Annotated in this window: 13 protein-coding genes; 10 read left to right on the top strand and 3 right to left on the bottom strand. The window is 68.9% G+C overall.

Features of this window, described 5'->3' with window-relative positions:
- Nucleotides 1–75 precede the first annotated feature (75 nt).
- Genes DEU37_RS08245 through DEU37_RS08260 form a run of 4 tightly spaced genes read left to right on the top strand, consistent with a single transcriptional unit; the run spans nucleotide 76 to nucleotide 3,977 of the window.
- A complete protein-coding gene (locus DEU37_RS08245) occupies nucleotides 76–678 on the top strand; it encodes a DivIVA domain-containing protein (protein WP_121190163.1) in 603 nt (200 codons plus the stop codon).
- A 5-nt stretch (nucleotides 679–683) separates the two neighbouring features.
- A complete protein-coding gene (locus tag DEU37_RS08250; protein WP_121190165.1) occupies nucleotides 684–1,313 on the top strand; it encodes a signal peptidase II in 630 nt (209 codons plus the stop codon).
- Entirely contained in the window at nucleotides 1,313–2,230 is a 918-nt protein-coding gene (locus tag DEU37_RS08255) for an RluA family pseudouridine synthase (protein WP_121190167.1), read from the top strand. Before DEU37_RS08250 ends, DEU37_RS08255 begins: the two co-directional genes overlap by 1 nt.
- Nucleotides 2,231–2,279: 49 nt before the next feature.
- Nucleotides 2,280–3,977: a long-chain-fatty-acid--CoA ligase gene (locus DEU37_RS08260; protein WP_121190169.1), complete on the top strand. Its 1,698-nt coding sequence runs from the start codon at nucleotides 2,280–2,282 to the stop codon at nucleotides 3,975–3,977.
- A 4-nt stretch (nucleotides 3,978–3,981) separates the two neighbouring features.
- Here the strand turns inward: DEU37_RS08260 and DEU37_RS08265 are convergent, their stop codons facing one another.
- Nucleotides 3,982–4,455 (bottom strand): NUDIX domain-containing protein, encoded by a 474-nt coding sequence (locus tag DEU37_RS08265; protein WP_121190171.1) that lies wholly within the window; start codon nucleotides 4,453–4,455, stop codon nucleotides 3,982–3,984.
- 153 nt (nucleotides 4,456–4,608) lie between these two features.
- On the opposite strand from DEU37_RS08265, the gene dnaE reads away from it, so the two are divergent.
- Genes dnaE through DEU37_RS08290 form a run of 5 tightly spaced genes read left to right on the top strand, consistent with a single transcriptional unit; the run spans nucleotide 4,609 to nucleotide 12,107 of the window.
- A complete protein-coding gene (gene dnaE / locus DEU37_RS08270) occupies nucleotides 4,609–8,079 on the top strand; it encodes a DNA polymerase III subunit alpha (protein ID WP_396652198.1) in 3,471 nt (1,156 codons plus the stop codon).
- Nucleotides 8,080–8,137: 58 nt separating this feature from the next.
- Entirely contained in the window at nucleotides 8,138–9,229 is a 1,092-nt protein-coding gene (locus DEU37_RS08275; RefSeq protein WP_121190175.1) for a hypothetical protein, read from the top strand.
- Nucleotides 9,230–9,238: 9 nt separating this feature from the next.
- Nucleotides 9,239–10,555: a histidinol dehydrogenase gene (hisD, locus tag DEU37_RS08280; protein ID WP_121190177.1), complete on the top strand. Its 1,317-nt coding sequence runs from the start codon at nucleotides 9,239–9,241 to the stop codon at nucleotides 10,553–10,555.
- 3 nt (nucleotides 10,556–10,558) lie between these two features.
- Nucleotides 10,559–11,023: a transcriptional regulator NrdR gene (gene nrdR / locus DEU37_RS08285; RefSeq protein WP_121190178.1), complete on the top strand. Its 465-nt coding sequence runs from the start codon at nucleotides 10,559–10,561 to the stop codon at nucleotides 11,021–11,023.
- A 52-nt stretch (nucleotides 11,024–11,075) separates the two neighbouring features.
- Nucleotides 11,076–12,107 (top strand): quinone-dependent dihydroorotate dehydrogenase, encoded by a 1,032-nt coding sequence (locus DEU37_RS08290; protein WP_121190180.1) that lies wholly within the window; start codon nucleotides 11,076–11,078, stop codon nucleotides 12,105–12,107.
- Nucleotides 12,108–12,135: 28 nt separating this feature from the next.
- Here the strand turns inward: DEU37_RS08290 and DEU37_RS08295 are convergent, their stop codons facing one another.
- A complete protein-coding gene (locus tag DEU37_RS08295) occupies nucleotides 12,136–13,101 on the bottom strand; it encodes a hypothetical protein (protein WP_259457209.1) in 966 nt (321 codons plus the stop codon).
- Nucleotides 13,102–13,153: 52 nt separating this feature from the next.
- Complete coding sequence (locus DEU37_RS08300; protein ID WP_121190182.1) at nucleotides 13,154–13,714, bottom strand: DUF3043 domain-containing protein; 561 nt, start codon at nucleotides 13,712–13,714, stop codon at nucleotides 13,154–13,156.
- A 77-nt stretch (nucleotides 13,715–13,791) separates the two neighbouring features.
- Between DEU37_RS08300 and DEU37_RS08305 the strand changes: the two genes are divergently transcribed.
- Nucleotides 13,792–15,180: a dipeptidase gene (locus DEU37_RS08305; RefSeq protein WP_121190183.1), complete on the top strand. Its 1,389-nt coding sequence runs from the start codon at nucleotides 13,792–13,794 to the stop codon at nucleotides 15,178–15,180.
- Nucleotides 15,181–15,237 lie beyond the last annotated feature (57 nt).

Below are 15,237 nucleotides of genomic sequence, written 5' to 3' on the forward strand. Positions count from 1 at the left end.
ACTTGGTCAGTACGGCTCGCCGGTGGCGGGCCGACCGAATCGGCCCGCGTCGTGAGCCCCGAAAGAGGAAACACCATGGCTTTGACCCCGGAAGACGTCGTCACGAAGCAGTTCCAGCACGTGCGGTTCAAGGAGGGTTTCGACCCGGATGAGGTCGACGACTTCCTGGACGAAATCGTCGTCGAGTGGCGTAAGACGATCGCCGAGAACGAAGAGCTGAAGGCGAAGCTCGCTGCGTACGAGTCCGGTGAGTCCTCTCCCGCGGAGGTCGTCGAGGCGACCGTCGTCGAGGAGTCAGCTCCCGCCGTCGTCGAGTCCGTTCCCGCTCCCGCGGTCGAGGCTCCCGCCGCCGGCGGCGTCGCCGCTTCTGCCGGCATCATCGAACTGGCTCAGCGCCTGCACGACGAGCACGTCGCCGAAGGCCAGGCCCAGCGCGACAAGCTCATCTCCGAGGCGCAGGCCAAGGCCGCCTCGATCCTCGCCGAGGCCGAGGCCAAGGGCCGTGACGAGATGGCACGCCTCGAAAGCGAGCGCGTGACGCTCGAAGGCCGCATCAGCGAGCTGCGTCAGTTCGAGCGTGACTACCGCTCGCAGCTGCGCGGGTTCATCGAGGAGAAGCTCCGCGACCTCGACGTCGCCGGCGCCACCTCGGGCGCGTCCTCCGTCTCGGCTTCCTGAGCCCGGTGACGGACCACGCCACAGAGCGCAGTGCTCCGCGTCGGAGCCTGAACAGGGCAGCGGCCGGTGCCATCGTCGCGATTCTCGCGGCGCTGGTGCTGGCCGCTGACCAGTTCGCCAAGTATCTGGCCCTCACCACTCTGCCGTTCCAGCAGCCCGTGCAGGTCTGGGGTGACGCGCTCCAGTTCTATCTGACACGCAACCCCGGCGCCGCCTTCTCCCTGCTCGAAGGTCAGACGTGGATCTTCACGATCGTCATGACGGTCGCCGCCGTCGTCATCGTCTCCCTGACGGTGACGCGGGTGCGTTCGCGTGTGTGGGCGATCGTGCTGGGTCTGCTGCTCGGCGGAATCCTGGGCAACCTCAGCGACCGTCTTTTCCGTGACCCCGGCTTCCTCGTCGGGCACGTCGTCGATTTCATCAACACGCCGTGGATGTGGCTGGGCATGAATCCCGCCATCTACAACGTCGCCGACATGTTCATCGTGACGATGATGATCGGCGTCGCGCTGTTGGTACTGATCGGCGTTCGCCTCGACGGCAGTCGCGAGCGCCGCGCAGCCGACGAGTCCGCCGCGACGGAGCCCGCCGCCCCCGGCGAAGGCGACACCACGACCGCCCCGCGTGAGGCCTGATGCCGTCTCGCGTCCTGCCCGTGCCCGACGGCCTCGACGGCGCCCGTGTGGATGCCGCGCTGGCCAAGATGCTGGGGTTCTCCCGCTCCTTCGCCGCTGAGGTCGCCGAGGCCGGCGGGGTGCGGATGGACGGCCGCGCGCTGGGCAAATCCGACCGCCTGCGTGCAGCAGGCTGGCTCGAGGTGGAGTGGGAGGAGCGGCGCGAACCGGAGATCGTCCCGGTAGCCGTCCCGGATCTCGGCATCGTCTACGACGACGATGAGATCGTGGTCGTCGACAAACCCTCCGGCGTCGCCGCACATCCCTCCCTCGGTTGGGAAGGGCCGACGGTTCTCGGTGCGCTGGCGGCTGCCGGCTTCCGTATCGCCACCACGGGTGCCGCCGAGCGTCAGGGTGTCGTGCACCGCCTCGACGTCGGTACGAGCGGCCTCATGGTCGTCGCCAAATCGGAGCGCGCCTACACCGCGCTCAAGCGCGCATTCAAAGAGCGCGAGGTCGAGAAGATCTACCATGCGGTCGTGCAGGGGCACCCCGATCCGCTCGCCGGAACGATCGACGCGCCCATCGGGCGCCACCCGTCGCATTCGTGGAAGTTCGCCGTCACTCCCGACGGCAAGGACTCGATCACCCACTACGAGACCCTCGAGGCGTTCCCCTCGGCATCCCTCCTGGAGATCCATCTGGAGACGGGACGCACCCACCAGATCCGCGTGCACATGGCGGCCCATCGCCACCCGTGCGTGGGAGACCCGCTCTACGGTGCCGACCCGACGTTGTCGGCGCGTCTCGGGCTCACCCGGCAGTGGCTGCACGCGCACGAGCTCTCCTTCGCGCACCCGGCCACGACCGAATGGGTCACGTTCAGGAGCGATTATCCGGTCGATCTCGCACACGCGCTCGACGTCCTCCGGGGCTGAGCTTCGACTCATGCCGGCGGACGTACGTAAGGGTGCCTAGCCTGGAGGGATGTCGCTGTCCGACCGTCCTTGGCTCTCCTCCTACGCGCCGGGGGTGCCCGCCGAGATCGAACCGGTCACGCAGACCCTCGTCGACATGCTCGACGACTCCGTCCGACGCTATCCTCGTCGGCCCGCGTTGGAGTTCTTCGGAGCGGTCACCACGTATCGCGAACTCGGAGACCAGGTCGCGAGAGCAGCCGAGGGCTTGCGGCGTCTGGGCGTCGGACCCGGCGATCGCGTCGCGCTGATCCTCCCGAACTGCCCCCAGCATGTGGTCGCGTTCTACGCCGTGCTGCGGCTCGGCGCGATCGTGGTGGAACACAACCCGCGATACACCGCGCCGGAGCTGCGCCATCAGTTCGAAGTGCATCACGCGCGGGTTGCGATCGTGTGGGATGCCGTGGCCGACACGATCGCCGAGTTCCCCTCCGACATCCGCCCGAGCCAGGTCGTCGCGGTGCGGATGACCGACGCGATGCCGGTCCGCACACGGGCTGCCCTGCGTCTTCCCGTTGCGAAGGCGCGTGCCTCGCGGGCAGCGCTGACGACGACTCCGCGCGCGAAGGGCGTGCTCACCTGGACACGGGTGGCGTCGCATCGGCCGGTGCGCCGGCGCACTCCGCGTCCGCAGCTGGACGACCTCGCCGCGCTGCAGCTGACGAGCGGCACCACGGGGGTCCCGAAAGCCGCCATGCTCACGCACCGCAACCTCCGCTCGAACGCGGCCCAATCGGCCGCCTGGGTGCCGGATCTGGTGCCGGGGCGCGAGGTCTTCTACGCCGTGCTCCCGCTCTTCCACGCGTACGGTCTGACGCTGTGCCTGACCACGGCGCTCTCGCTCGGAGCGCGCATCGTGCTGTTTCCGACGTTCGACGTCACCCTCACCCTCGACGCGATGCGTCGCACGCCACCGACCTTCCTCGCCGCTGTGCCGCCCATCTACGACGCCTTGGCGCGCGCCGCCGTGCGCGCCGGCATCGACCTCTCGAGCCTGCGCAATGCGATCTCCGGCGCCATGGCGCTGCCGCCGTCGACCGTGCTGCGGTGGGAGGAAGCGACCCACGGCATCATCGTGGAGGGCTACGGCATGACCGAGTCGTCGCCGATCAGCGTCGGCAACCCGATGGGGCCGCTGCGCCGACCGGGCACGGTCGGCGTGCCATTTCCCAGCACCGAGATCCGCGTCGTGGACCCCGCGGATCCCACCCGTGACGTCGACGACGGCGCCGAGGGCGAGCTTCTCGTGCGCGGACCGCAGGTCTTCCAGGGGTACTGGAAACGACCGGAAGAGACGGCCAGCACCCTGCTGGCGGGCGGTTGGCTGCGCACCGGCGACATCGTGACGGTGGATGCCGAGGGCTTCGTGACCGTCGTGGATCGTCTCAAGGAGCTGATCATCAGCGGCGGGTTCAACATCAGCCCGAGCGAGGTCGAGAACGCGCTGCTGCTGCATCCCGACGTCGCAGACGCGGCGGTCGTCGGCATCCCGCGCTCGGACGGGTCGGAGACGGTGACAGCGGCCGTGGTGATGCGCGAAGGGACGGTGTTCGACGCCGAAGAGCTGCGCTCGTTCGCACGCGTCCACCTGGCGGCGTACAAGGTTCCGCGCTCGGTCGCCCAGGTGCCGGCGCTGCCGCGCTCTCTGGTCGGCAAGGTCATCCGCCGTCAGGTGCGCGCGGACATCCTCGCCGCCCGCGGGCGCTGACGCGTCAGCGCCCGCCGGAGAACGAAGCCGGATCGTCCTCGGCGACGGCCAACGCGATCTTGCGGACGTGGGCCTGAGCCACCTCGGTCAGTTCGCCGAGTCCGTACCAGCCCACCTCGGTCAGTTCGCCGTCGGCGGGGAACGGTTCGCCCGACACCCAGTCGCAGCGGAAGACGAGGTCGAGGTAGTCGACCTGGTCGCCGTTGGCGTAGGTCGTGCGGGGCAGCTGGTGGACCAGCGCGAGACGCACGGCGCGCACGCCGATACCCGCCTCTTCTCGGCATTCGCGCACGGCCGCGTCGGCGGGCTCCTCGCCGGGATCGACGATGCCCGACACGCACTGCCAGGCCCCGTTGTCCGCCCGCTTGCCGAGGAGCACCTTCTCGTCCTTGAACACCACGGCTGTCACGCCCACCAGCGGCAGCGGCGCCGTGCCGATCTTCTCGCGCAGCGACAGGACGAACTCGGGAGTGGCCATGGCCTCAGCCTAAGCGTCTCACCTTCAGGTTGAGGGTGAGGTGAGCTCGGCACGGGCGCCGGGGCGTCCGCCCGAGGATGTCGGACGCCTTCGTAGACTCGATGTGTGGCAACCGACTCCTTCGTTCATCTGCACGTGCACAGCGAGTACTCGATGCTCGACGGAGCGGCCAAGATCGGGGCCATGACGCAGGCCGCGGCCGAGTATGGGATGCCGGCGATCGCTGTCACCGATCACGGCAACACCTTCGCGGCGTTCGAGTTCTACAATGCGGCCAAAGCGGCCGGCGTGAAGCCCATCATCGGGCTGGAAGCGTACGTGACGCCGGGCACGCACCGCAGCGACAAGTCGAGAGTGGCGTGGGGATCGCCCGATCAGAAGAGCGATGACGTCTCGGGATCGGGCGCGTACACCCACATGACGATGTGGAGCCAGAGCACGGAGGGGATGCACAACCTGTTCCGGCTGAGCTCGCTGTCGAGCATGGAGGGCTACTATTTCAAGCCGCGCATGGATCGGGAGTTGCTGCAGACCTACGGCAAGGGACTCATCGCGACGACCGGCTGCCCGTCGGGAGAGGTGCAGACGCGTCTGCGCTTGGGGCAGTACGACGCCGCTCGTGCGGCCGCGGCGGAGTTCCAGGACATCTTCGGCAAGGAGAACTACTTCGCCGAGATCATGGACCACGGCCTGTCGATCGAGCGCCGCGTGATGACCGACCTGATCCGCCTCGCGAAGGACCTCGACATCCCGCTCGTCGCGACCAACGACTCGCACTACACGCACCAGCACGAGGCTGACGCTCACGAGGCCCTCCTGTGCGTGCAGTCCGGATCCACGCTCGACGATCCCAACCGGTTCAAGTTCGACGGCGACGGCTACTACATCAAGACCGCCGCCGAGATGCGCCAGCTCTTCCGCGATCACCCCGAGGCCTGCGACAACACGCTGCTCATCGCGGAGCGGTGCGAGGTGGAGTTCAACACCTCGGCGAACTACATGCCGCGTTTCCCGGTGCCGCACGGGGAGACCGAGGACAGCTGGCTGATCAAAGAGGTCGAGGCGGGACTGCACTACCGATATCCGGACGGCATCCCCGACAAGGTCCGCAAGCAGGCCGAGTACGAGACCGGCATCATCCTGCAGATGGGCTTCCCGGGTTACTTCCTCGTCGTCGCCGACTTCATCAACTGGGCGAAGGACAACGGCATCCGTGTCGGGCCCGGTCGTGGATCGGGAGCGGGCTCCATGGTGGCGTACGCCATGCGCATCACCGACCTCGACCCGCTCGAGCACGGGCTGATCTTCGAGCGCTTCCTCAACCCCGACCGTGTGTCCATGCCCGACTTCGACGTCGACTTCGACGATCGTCGCCGCGGCGAGGTGATCGACTACGTCACCGCCAAGTACGGCTCCGAACGCGTCGCCCAGATCGTCACCTACGGCACGATCAAATCGAAGCAGGCGCTCAAGGATGCCGGTCGCGTGCTCGGCTTCCCGTTCAGCATGGGGGAGCGGCTGACCAAGGCGATGCCGCCCGCCGTCATGGGCAAGGACATGCCGCTGTCCGGCATGTTCGACACCGCTCATCCGCGCTTCAAGGAGGCGAGCGAGTTCCGCTCGCTCATCGACACGGATCCCGACGCGAAGACCGTCTTCGACCGCGCGCTGGGCCTGGAAGGCCTGAAGCGGCAGTGGGGTGTGCATGCTGCCGGCGTGATCATGTCCAGCGAGCCGCTGCTGGACATCATCCCGATCATGCGCCGCGAGCAGGACGGCCAGATCGTCACCCAGTTCGACTATCCGTCGTGTGAGGCGCTCGGTCTCATCAAGATGGACTTCCTGGGGCTTCGCAACCTCACGATCATCTCCGACGCGCTCGACAACATCCGGATGAACCGTGGTGAGGAACTCGACCTCGAACACCTGACGCTCGACGATCGCCCGGCCTACGACCTGCTCACGCGGGGAGACACCCTCGGCGTCTTCCAGCTCGACGGTGGCCCCATGCGTGCGCTGCTGCGATTGATGAAGCCCGACAACTTCGAGGACATCTCCGCCGTCATCGCGCTGTACCGTCCCGGACCCATGGGCGCCAACTCCCACACCAACTACGCGCTGCGCAAGAACGGTCAGCAGCCGATCACCCCCATCCATCCCGAGCTCGAAGAGCCGCTGCGCGACATCCTCGACACCACCTACGGCCTGATCATCTATCAGGAGCAGGTCATGGCGATCGCGCAGAAGGTCGCCGGGTTCTCCCTCGGACAGGCCGATATCCTGCGCCGCGCGATGGGAAAGAAGAAGAAGTCGGAGCTCGACAAGCAGTACGAGGGTTTCTCGGGCGGTATGAAGGAACGCGGCTACGGCGAAGGCGCCGTCCAAGCGCTCTGGGACATCCTCCTGCCCTTCTCGGACTACGCGTTCAACAAGGCACACTCCGCCGCCTACGGGCTGGTCTCCTACTGGACGGCTTACCTCAAGGCCCACTATCCCGCCGAGTACATGGCGGCGCTGCTCACGAGCGTCGGAGACTCCAAGGACAAGATGGCCGTGTACCTCAACGAGTGCCGGCGGATGGGCATCCGGGTGCTTCCCCCGGATGTCAGCGAGTCGATCCGCTACTTCGCGGCTGTCGGCGAAGACATCCGCTTCGGGCTCGGCGCGGTCCGCAACGTCGGGGCGAACGTGGTCGACGGCATCGTCGAGGCGCGCGGCGACGACGGCTTCACGAGCTTCCACGACTTCCTCGACACCGTGCCCATGCACGTCGCGAACAAGCGCACCGTCGAGTCCCTCATCAAGGCCGGCGCGTTCGACTCGATGGGCGACACACGGCGGGCTCTCCTCGAGGTGCACGAAGACGCGGTCGAAGCGGCCGTGGACCGCAAGCGCAACGAGGCTCAGGGTGCGATCGGTTTCGACTTCGACTCGCTCTACGACGCCGCCGAGGAAGCGGTGCCCGCGAAGGTTCCGCCGCGACCGGAGTGGACCAAGAAGGACAAGCTCGCGTTCGAGCGCGAGATGCTCGGGCTGTACGTGTCCGACCATCCGCTCGCCGGGCTCGAGATCCCGCTGGCCAAGCACGCCTCCACGTCCATCCACGATCTTCTGGCCTCGGACGATGTCAACGACGGCGATATCGTCACGGTGGCGGGCCTCGTGACGAGCGTCCAGCACCGCGTCGCGAAGCAGAGCGGCAACCCGTACGGCATGATCACGGTCGAGGACTTCGACGGCGAAGTGACCGTGATGTTCATGGGCAAGACCTATACCGAGTTCCAGTCCATGCTCATCGCCGACAGCATCCTGGTGGTACGCGGTCGTGTCTCCCGACGCGATGATGGGCTGAACCTGCACGGCCAGTCGGCGTTCTCGCCCGACCTCGGCTCCGTCGACGCCACGGGTTCCCTCGTGCTCCTCATGCCCGAGCACCGCGCGACGGAGACGACGGTGACGCAACTGGCTCAGGTGTTCTCACGGCACCCCGGCGACACCGAGGTCACCCTCAAGCTGCACAAGAGCGGTGTCGCGAAAGTGTTCGAGGTGCCGGCCCAGGTGCGTGTCACCGTCGACCTGTACGGAGAGCTGAAGGGGCTTCTCGGACCGCAGTGTCTGGGGTGAGCCTGGGATCGGCCGAGTAGGATCCCAGTCGAGTTCTGTTCCGGAAGGATTGCGCAACGTGACCGACGAGAAGCCCACCCCCCAGACCGCCGGTGAAAGCACACCGGACGAGTACGACGCCCCTGCGATCGCGGAGTCCGCAGGCGCTGAGGCGCGTGCCGACGATGAGACCCCGGTCTCGCACGCCGCCGCCAGCACCGAGTCCGATGAGCCTGCCGCGACCCCCACGCCGGACGTCTCGACCGTCACCTTCGCCGAGGCGTTCGAGGCGATGACCGACGGGCCGGACGGCGTCGACGAGGCTGCTCCTGCGCAGTACGGAGTGGGGCCGTTCTCGATCCGTGAGGTGTCTCTCGGTGCGGTCTGGCTCGTCGCGTTCGTCGTCTCCTTCTTCCCCATCTACAGCTACGGCAACGGCGGGTGGGGAACGTCGGTGTGGACGGGCATCGACTGGCTACTCACGATCGGCGTGCCGACCGTCGCGGTGTTCCTCATCGGCCTGCGCCGGCTGTCGCCCCAGGGCATCCGCCGCGTCGGCTCGCTCGGCATCGATCAGTTCGCCTCGGTCGCCTTCTCGGTCTCGTCGATCATCTGGCTCGGCATCCTCTGGAGCTCGTTCGTGTCGGTGGGTGGAGGAAGCGTCTTCCTGGCGACATGGGTCGTCTGGGTCGAGTTCATCCTCATGCTGGCCGGCGTCGTGCTCACCGTCTTCGCGCCGCTCCTTCCCACCATCGGCGAGGACTTCCAGCACCGCACCGAGGTCCCCGCGCACCGGTATGCGAGCCCGGCTCGCCCCGTCGTGGCACGTCCCGTGATGGAGCGGACGTCGTACGCGGCACCGACCGCGACGTCGCAGGCCGACACCTACGCGGACGCGTCCACGGGTGCAGACCCCGCGCCCGTGGCGGAGCCGACCTCGGAGACGACCGTCCTGGACGAGACGGTTCTCACCCCCGCCGCGTCGCAGGCCTTCTGGGCGCTCGTTCCCGTCGAGCGTGACGTCGTCGACGAGCACGGCACACCGCTGTTTCGCATCGGACCCACCGCCTGGGCGTTGGTCATCGAGGACCGTGGTGACCGCTTCGTCGTCCGTCACGAAGACGGCCGCATCGGCTACCTCACGGACGTCTCCGGCGTCACGCGCGGGTAGCCTGGAACGATGCTCCGCACCATTGATGTGCGCGGTCGCCAGTTGACGACCGCGCAGTGGCTCGCCGCCGTGCCCCGTGCTCAAGCCGCCCGTGTCGAGGCCCTCCAGGCCGCTTTCGAGATCGTCGACGACGTGCGCCTGCGCGGAGAGACGGCGCTGCGAGAGCAGGCGGCGCGCTTCGACCGCGTCCAGGACCACGCCGTCCGTGTTCCCGCTGCGCACCTCGACGACGCGCTGGAGAGTCTCGACCCCGGGGTGCGGCGCGCGATCGAGGAGATGATCCGCCGCGTGCGGCTCGCCTCGGCCGCCCAGGTCCCCGCTCCGGCCGTGACCGAGATCGTTCCCGGCGGGCGTGTCGAACAGCGCTGGCAGCCTGTCCGCCGCGCCGGTGTCTACGTACCCGGCGGAAAGGCGGTGTATCCGTCGAGTGTCGTCATGAACGTCGTTCCCGCGCAGGTCGCCGGCGTCGGCGAGGTCGCGCTCGCCTCGCCGCCCCAGGCCGACGCGGGCGGCCGGGTGCACCCGGACGTCCTCGCGGCCGCGCGACTTCTCGGCGTCACAGAGGTCTACGCGATGGGCGGGGCAGGAGCGATCGGCGCCTACGCCTACGGGGTCGACAGCCTCGGCCTGGAACCCGTCGACGTCGTCACCGGTCCCGGCAACAACTTCGTCGCGGCCGCCAAGCGCGCCGTGGGCGGACTCGTCGGAACGGACTCCGAAGCCGGCGCGACGGAGATCCTGATCGTCGCCGATGAGCACGCCGACGCTGCGCTGGTCGCCGTGGATCTGATCAGTCAGGCCGAGCACGACGAGCAGGCATCGGCGGTGCTGGTCACCTGGTCGCAGGAGCTGGCGGACCGCGTGCGATCCGAGGTGGTGGAGCGCGTCGCACGCACCCGCAACGCGGCGCGCGCGACCGCAGCGCTTGCCGGTCCGCAGTCCGCGATCGTCTTGGTCGACGACCTTGCGGCGGCCACGGCGTTCAGCAACGCGTACGCGCCGGAGCATCTCGAACTGCACCTCCGGGACCCGCGTCCGGAGGATTTCGTCAATGCCGGTGCGGTGTTCGTCGGCGCATTTTCACCCGTGAGTCTCGGGGACTACCTGGCCGGCAGCAACCACGTGCTGCCGACGGGCGGGCAACCGCGGTATGCGGCCGGTCTGTCGGCGGCGACGTTCCTGCGGCCGCAGCAGGTCATCGTCTACGACCGGGATGCGCTGCGCGCAGCCCACGACGACATCGTCGCGCTGGCGGTCGCCGAGGCGCTGCCGGCGCACGGTGAAGCCGTCACCGCGCGTTTCGCCGACCTCTCGACGGGGGAGTGACGCGTGCATTGCCCGTTCTGCCGTCACGTCGACTCGCGCGTGATCGATTCCCGAACCAGCGATGACGGTCTCAGCATCCGCCGTCGCCGCCAGTGCCCGCAGTGCGGCGGACGGTTCACGACCGTCGAGACCGCCAGCCTCAACGTCATCAAGCGCTCCGGTGTCATCGAGCCCTTCAGCCGCGAGAAGGTGATGTCGGGCGTGCGCAAAGCCTGCCAGGGACGTCCGGTGACCGAAGGTGATCTGGCGATGCTCGCTCAGGCGGTGGAGGAGGCGGTACGCCAGACCGGCGCGTCGCAGATCGACACGAACGAGATCGGTCTGACCATCCTCGGCCCGCTGCGTGAACTCGATGAGGTGGCCTATCTGCGCTTCGCGAGCGTCTACCAGGCGTTCGACTCGCTGGAGGACTTCGAAGCGTCGATCGCCCAGCTGCGTGCCGACCACGCGGCGGAGGCCGCGGAGTAGTCACGGCCCTCGCGCGCAGGACGGCCCCGAGCGCGCCCTAGGCTGAGATCCGATGTACGCCTTCATCTTCCGCACCGTCTTCGCGCACATGGACCCCGAGCGGGCCCATCACCTCGTCATCCCCGTGATCCGTGCCTTCGGGATCTGGCCACTGCGTCCGATCGTGCGCGCGCTGACGGCGCCCGACCCGTCGCTGCGCACGCGTGCACTGGGGCTCGACTTCGATTCACCGTTCGGCGTCGCCGCCGGCTTCGACAAGAACGCCGTCATGAGCGAGGGGCTGTACGCGCTCGGCTTCGGTCATGTCGAAGTGGGCACCGTGACGGCAGTGCCGCAGGAGGGAAACCCGCGTCCGCGGCTGTTCCGCCTCATCGCCGACCGGGGCCTCATCAACCGGATGGGGTTCAACAACGCCGGTGCCGCCGCCGCCGCCCGAAGGCTCGGCCGCTCGCGACGTCGGCCCCGACGCGCCGTGCTCGGGGCGAACATCGGCAAGAGTCGGATCGTCGATGTCGAGCATGCGACCGCCGACTACGTCACCAGCACGAAGCTGGTCGCTCCCGTCGCGGACTACCTCGTCGTCAACGTCTCCTCACCCAACACCCCCGGTCTGCGTGGGCTGCAGGCCGTGGAGACGTTGCGCCCTCTGCTGGAGGCGGTTCGGGATGCCGCGGGCACCACGCCGCTGCTCGTGAAGATCGCTCCCGACCTTCCCGACGAGGAGGTCGAAGCGGTGGCGCGTCTGGCGGTCGACCTCGGCCTTGCCGGACTCGTCGCGACCAACACGACGATCTCGCGCGAAGGCCTCACTGCGGACGCCTCCGCCGTCGCGGCGATGGGTGCGGGCGGTCTGTCCGGGGCTCCTCTGCGCGGCCGGGCGCTGGACGTGCTGAGGGTCGTCCGCGCGGTCGTGCCCGACGAGTTCTGCGTCATCGCCGCCGGGGGCGTCGAGAGTGCGGCCGACGTCCAGGAGCGGCTGGATGCCGGGGCCACCCTCGTACAGGGATACACCGGCTTCATCTATCGCGGCCCACTCTGGGCGCGCCAGATCAATCGTGGGCTGGTCGCGGGACGGGCGCGCTGACACCGCTGGCCGCATCGACGGTCGGGGATTACGCGCGATCGAAGCGCAGGACGCCCCGCCGCTCACTCGGCCGCAGCCCGGAGTCCTCGAGGGCGGCCCGCATGCGACGCTGCAGCGCCGGCAGTTCCGCTGCCGCATGAGACTCCTGGCGGACCATGCCGACCAGCAGCGTCTCGCTCCGCGTGGCGGTGTGGATCTCGACGCGAGCCGTATCGCCACGCGGGCACCAGACCAGGCGTTGGATCATCGGAAACGGAACGGTCCACTGTCCACCGGTGTCCACCTCGACCGCGCCGGTGCGCCAGCGGATCGTGACCGGTCGCCGTCGCCGGTTGACGACGACGTGGACCGCCGCAGAGAGCGGCATCGCGATCAGGGCACCCAGCACGACGACGAGCATCAGCGGAGGCAGGCGGAGCACCCAGCGCTCGGCAACGATGAGCAGGGCGACGGCCAGCACCCCGCCGGCGATGATCGCGCCCACCACGAGAGTCGTCAGCGCTCGCATCGTGAAGAGCGAGGCGCTGACGGTGAGTTCCGGCCGCCCGTCCGGGCCGCTCCACTGCGGCGGCGTGACGGCCGCGGCGCGATGTGAGGAAGCGCGATCGACACGTGCGGAGATCCGACCCAGCAGGGTGATCACTATCCAACCGGCCGCAGGGGGGATGCCGAGTGCCACCAACGCCAGCGAGCGTCCCCACGGTTCGGGCAGGGTGGCGGCCTGCTGGATGAGGGGAGTGATCGAGACGGCCAGGGCGAGCGCTCCTGCGGTCAGCGCGATGTGCCCGGCCCACTGCCACCGTTCCTCCCATCCGCTCAGCGCGTTGACGGCGGAGAACGCCACCGCCCAGCCGCCGATGAGAACGCACAGGTACGCCGCCAGCCCGCCATCGCTCGTCGGGGTGACGAGCGCACCGCCGATCGCGCAGAGAACGATCCCTGCCAGGGCCGGCGCCAGCACGAACCACCGCCGTGTCGCGGCGCGATGAGTCACGCCGGCAGAGGCGGTCGCTGCGGCGCCGGGCCCACTCATCGGACCGCGCGCCTCAGACCGGGCGACCGCCGCGCTTGACCTGCGGCTTGGGCAGGCGCATGAAGCGCATCTGGATCGTACGCATGCCGGCGTACCAGCCGAGACCCTTCTCCGTGCGGTCGCCGAACCTCTCGCGGGCCGCCTTCTTCACCCGCACGCTCGTGATGATCATGTCGACGACGACCACGAGGATGTACAGCCAGAGCGCGGCGAACCCGTAGTAGACGATGGCGGTGTTCGGAACGAGGCTGAGCAGGATCACGATCAGCATGAGCGGCATGAGCAGCTCGCCCGGGTGCCATCCGCCGTCGACGAGGTCGCGGACGAATCGGCGCTGCGGGCCGCGGTCGCGAACGGGCAGGTACTTCTCCTCGCCGTTGGCCATGCCGATGCGGGCACGCTCGCGCTGCGACGCCAGTTCGGCCTTCGCGCGGGCGCGGGCCTCCTTGGTGTCGGCGACGAGAGGGCGCTTACGGGCCGCCTCCTGCTCGGCGCGCGAGGGCGTCGGACGGTGCTTGCCGGGTCCGGTGGGCACGTCGGCGGCGGCGTCGGGAGCGGCGGGGTTCTTGGCCACGGTGTGGATCCTCGTTGTCATCACGGGTGGTGCGCACACGCGGGGACGCGCGGCAACTGCGCTCTAAGATTACCCGCATGAGCTCGGACCTGTCCCGTCGTACCGCCGTCCGCGATGCCGCCGAGGCGGCCGTTCCCGCAGCCCTCGCCGATCTGGGGCGACTGGTGCGCATTCCATCGGTGGCTTTCCCCGGCTTCGACCGGGCCGAGGTGACGCGCAGCGCCGAGACGGTTGCCGGGCTGCTCGAGCAGCTCGGCATCTTCGAGCGCGTCGAGGTGAAGACCGCGATCGTGCCCGAGACGGGAGCGGAGGGGATGCCCGCGGTCCTCGCCACGCGCGCAGCGCGAAACGGACGTCCGACGATTCTGCTGTACGCCCACCACGACGTTCAGCCCGTCGGTGACGAGTCGCTGTGGGAGACACCACCCTTCGAGCCGACCGTGCGCGGTGGACGCCTCTACGGACGTGGAGCCGCCGACGACAAGGCCGGCATCATGGCGCATGTCGGTGCGCTGCGCGCGCTCATCGACGCACGCGGTGGCGACATCGACCTCGGTGTGAACCTCTTCATCGAGGGCGAGGAGGAGGCCGGCTCTGCGTCGTTCGCGCAGTTCCTCCGCGACAACGCCGACGCGCTGCGCGCCGACGTCATCGTCGTCGCCGACTCCGGCAACTGGGATGCCGTGACTCCGGCGCTCACCGTCTCGTTGCGCGGCAACGCACGCTTCACGATGACCGTGCGCACGCTGGAACACGCCTCCCACTCCGGAATGTTCGGCGGCGCCGTGCCCGATGCGATGCTGGCGACCGTGAAGCTGCTCGCCACGCTCTGGGACGACGACGGTGCGGTCTGCGTCGCCGGGCTCACTGAACGGGAGGCGCCGACGCCCGACTACTCCGAGGAGACCCTGCGCGATGAGGCCGGGCTTCCCGACGGGGTGAGCCCGATCGGCCGCGGCTCGATCCTCAGCCGCATCTGGAACAAGCCGTCCATCACCGTCACCGGCATCGATGCTCCCAGTGTGAAGAACGCGTCGAACACGCTCTCTCCCGAAGTCTCGGTCGTCATCAGCATGCGCGTGGCTCCCGGCCAGCCTGCCCGCGAGGCCTACGCCGCGCTCGAGGCCCACCTTCGCGCGCACGCCCCGTTCGGCGCAGAGCTCTCCTTCCGCGATGTCGACTGCGGCGACGCCTTCCTGGTCGACACCAGCGGGGCCGCGGTGACCTCGGCGCGCGACGCGCTGCGTGAGGGCTATGGCGTGGAGCCGGTCGACATCGGCGTCGGCGGATCGATCCCGTTCATCGCCGACCTCGTGCGCGAGTTCCCGGGCGCTCAGATCCTGGTCACCGGCGTGGAGGATCCGCACGCGCGGGCCCACAGCCCGAACGAGTCCCTCCACCTGGACACGTTCCGCCGCGCGCTCGTGTCGGAGGCGCTCCTGCTCGAGGAACTCGATCGCGGGTGACCGCGGCCGCCCCGGGACCGGTGCCAGTGCGTCATCGGCCCGACGTCTCCGCTGCCG

The organism is Microbacterium sp. AG790 (genome assembly GCF_003634765.1).
In the GTDB taxonomy this organism is placed as follows: domain Bacteria; phylum Actinomycetota; class Actinomycetes; order Actinomycetales; family Microbacteriaceae; genus Microbacterium.

What these genes read in the sequence shown, in the direction of transcription:
- DEU37_RS08245 (WP_121190163.1), top strand. Translation starts at nt 76, where the DNA reads ATGGCTTTGACCCCGGAAGACGTCGTCACGAAGCAGTTCCAGCACGTG.
- DEU37_RS08255 (WP_121190167.1), top strand. Translation starts at nt 1,313, where the DNA reads ATGCCGTCTCGCGTCCTGCCCGTGCCCGACGGCCTCGACGGCGCCCGT.
- DEU37_RS08260 (WP_121190169.1), top strand. Translation starts at nt 2,280, where the DNA reads ATGTCGCTGTCCGACCGTCCTTGGCTCTCCTCCTACGCGCCGGGGGTG.
- DEU37_RS08265 (WP_121190171.1), bottom strand. Translation starts at nt 4,455, where the DNA reads ATGGCCACTCCCGAGTTCGTCCTGTCGCTGCGCGAGAAGATCGGCACG.
- dnaE (WP_396652198.1), top strand. Translation starts at nt 4,609, where the DNA reads ATGCTCGACGGAGCGGCCAAGATCGGGGCCATGACGCAGGCCGCGGCC.
- hisD (WP_121190177.1), top strand. Translation starts at nt 9,239, where the DNA reads ATGCTCCGCACCATTGATGTGCGCGGTCGCCAGTTGACGACCGCGCAG.
- DEU37_RS08290 (WP_121190180.1), top strand. Translation starts at nt 11,076, where the DNA reads ATGTACGCCTTCATCTTCCGCACCGTCTTCGCGCACATGGACCCCGAG.
- DEU37_RS08305 (WP_121190183.1), top strand. Translation starts at nt 13,792, where the DNA reads ATGAGCTCGGACCTGTCCCGTCGTACCGCCGTCCGCGATGCCGCCGAG.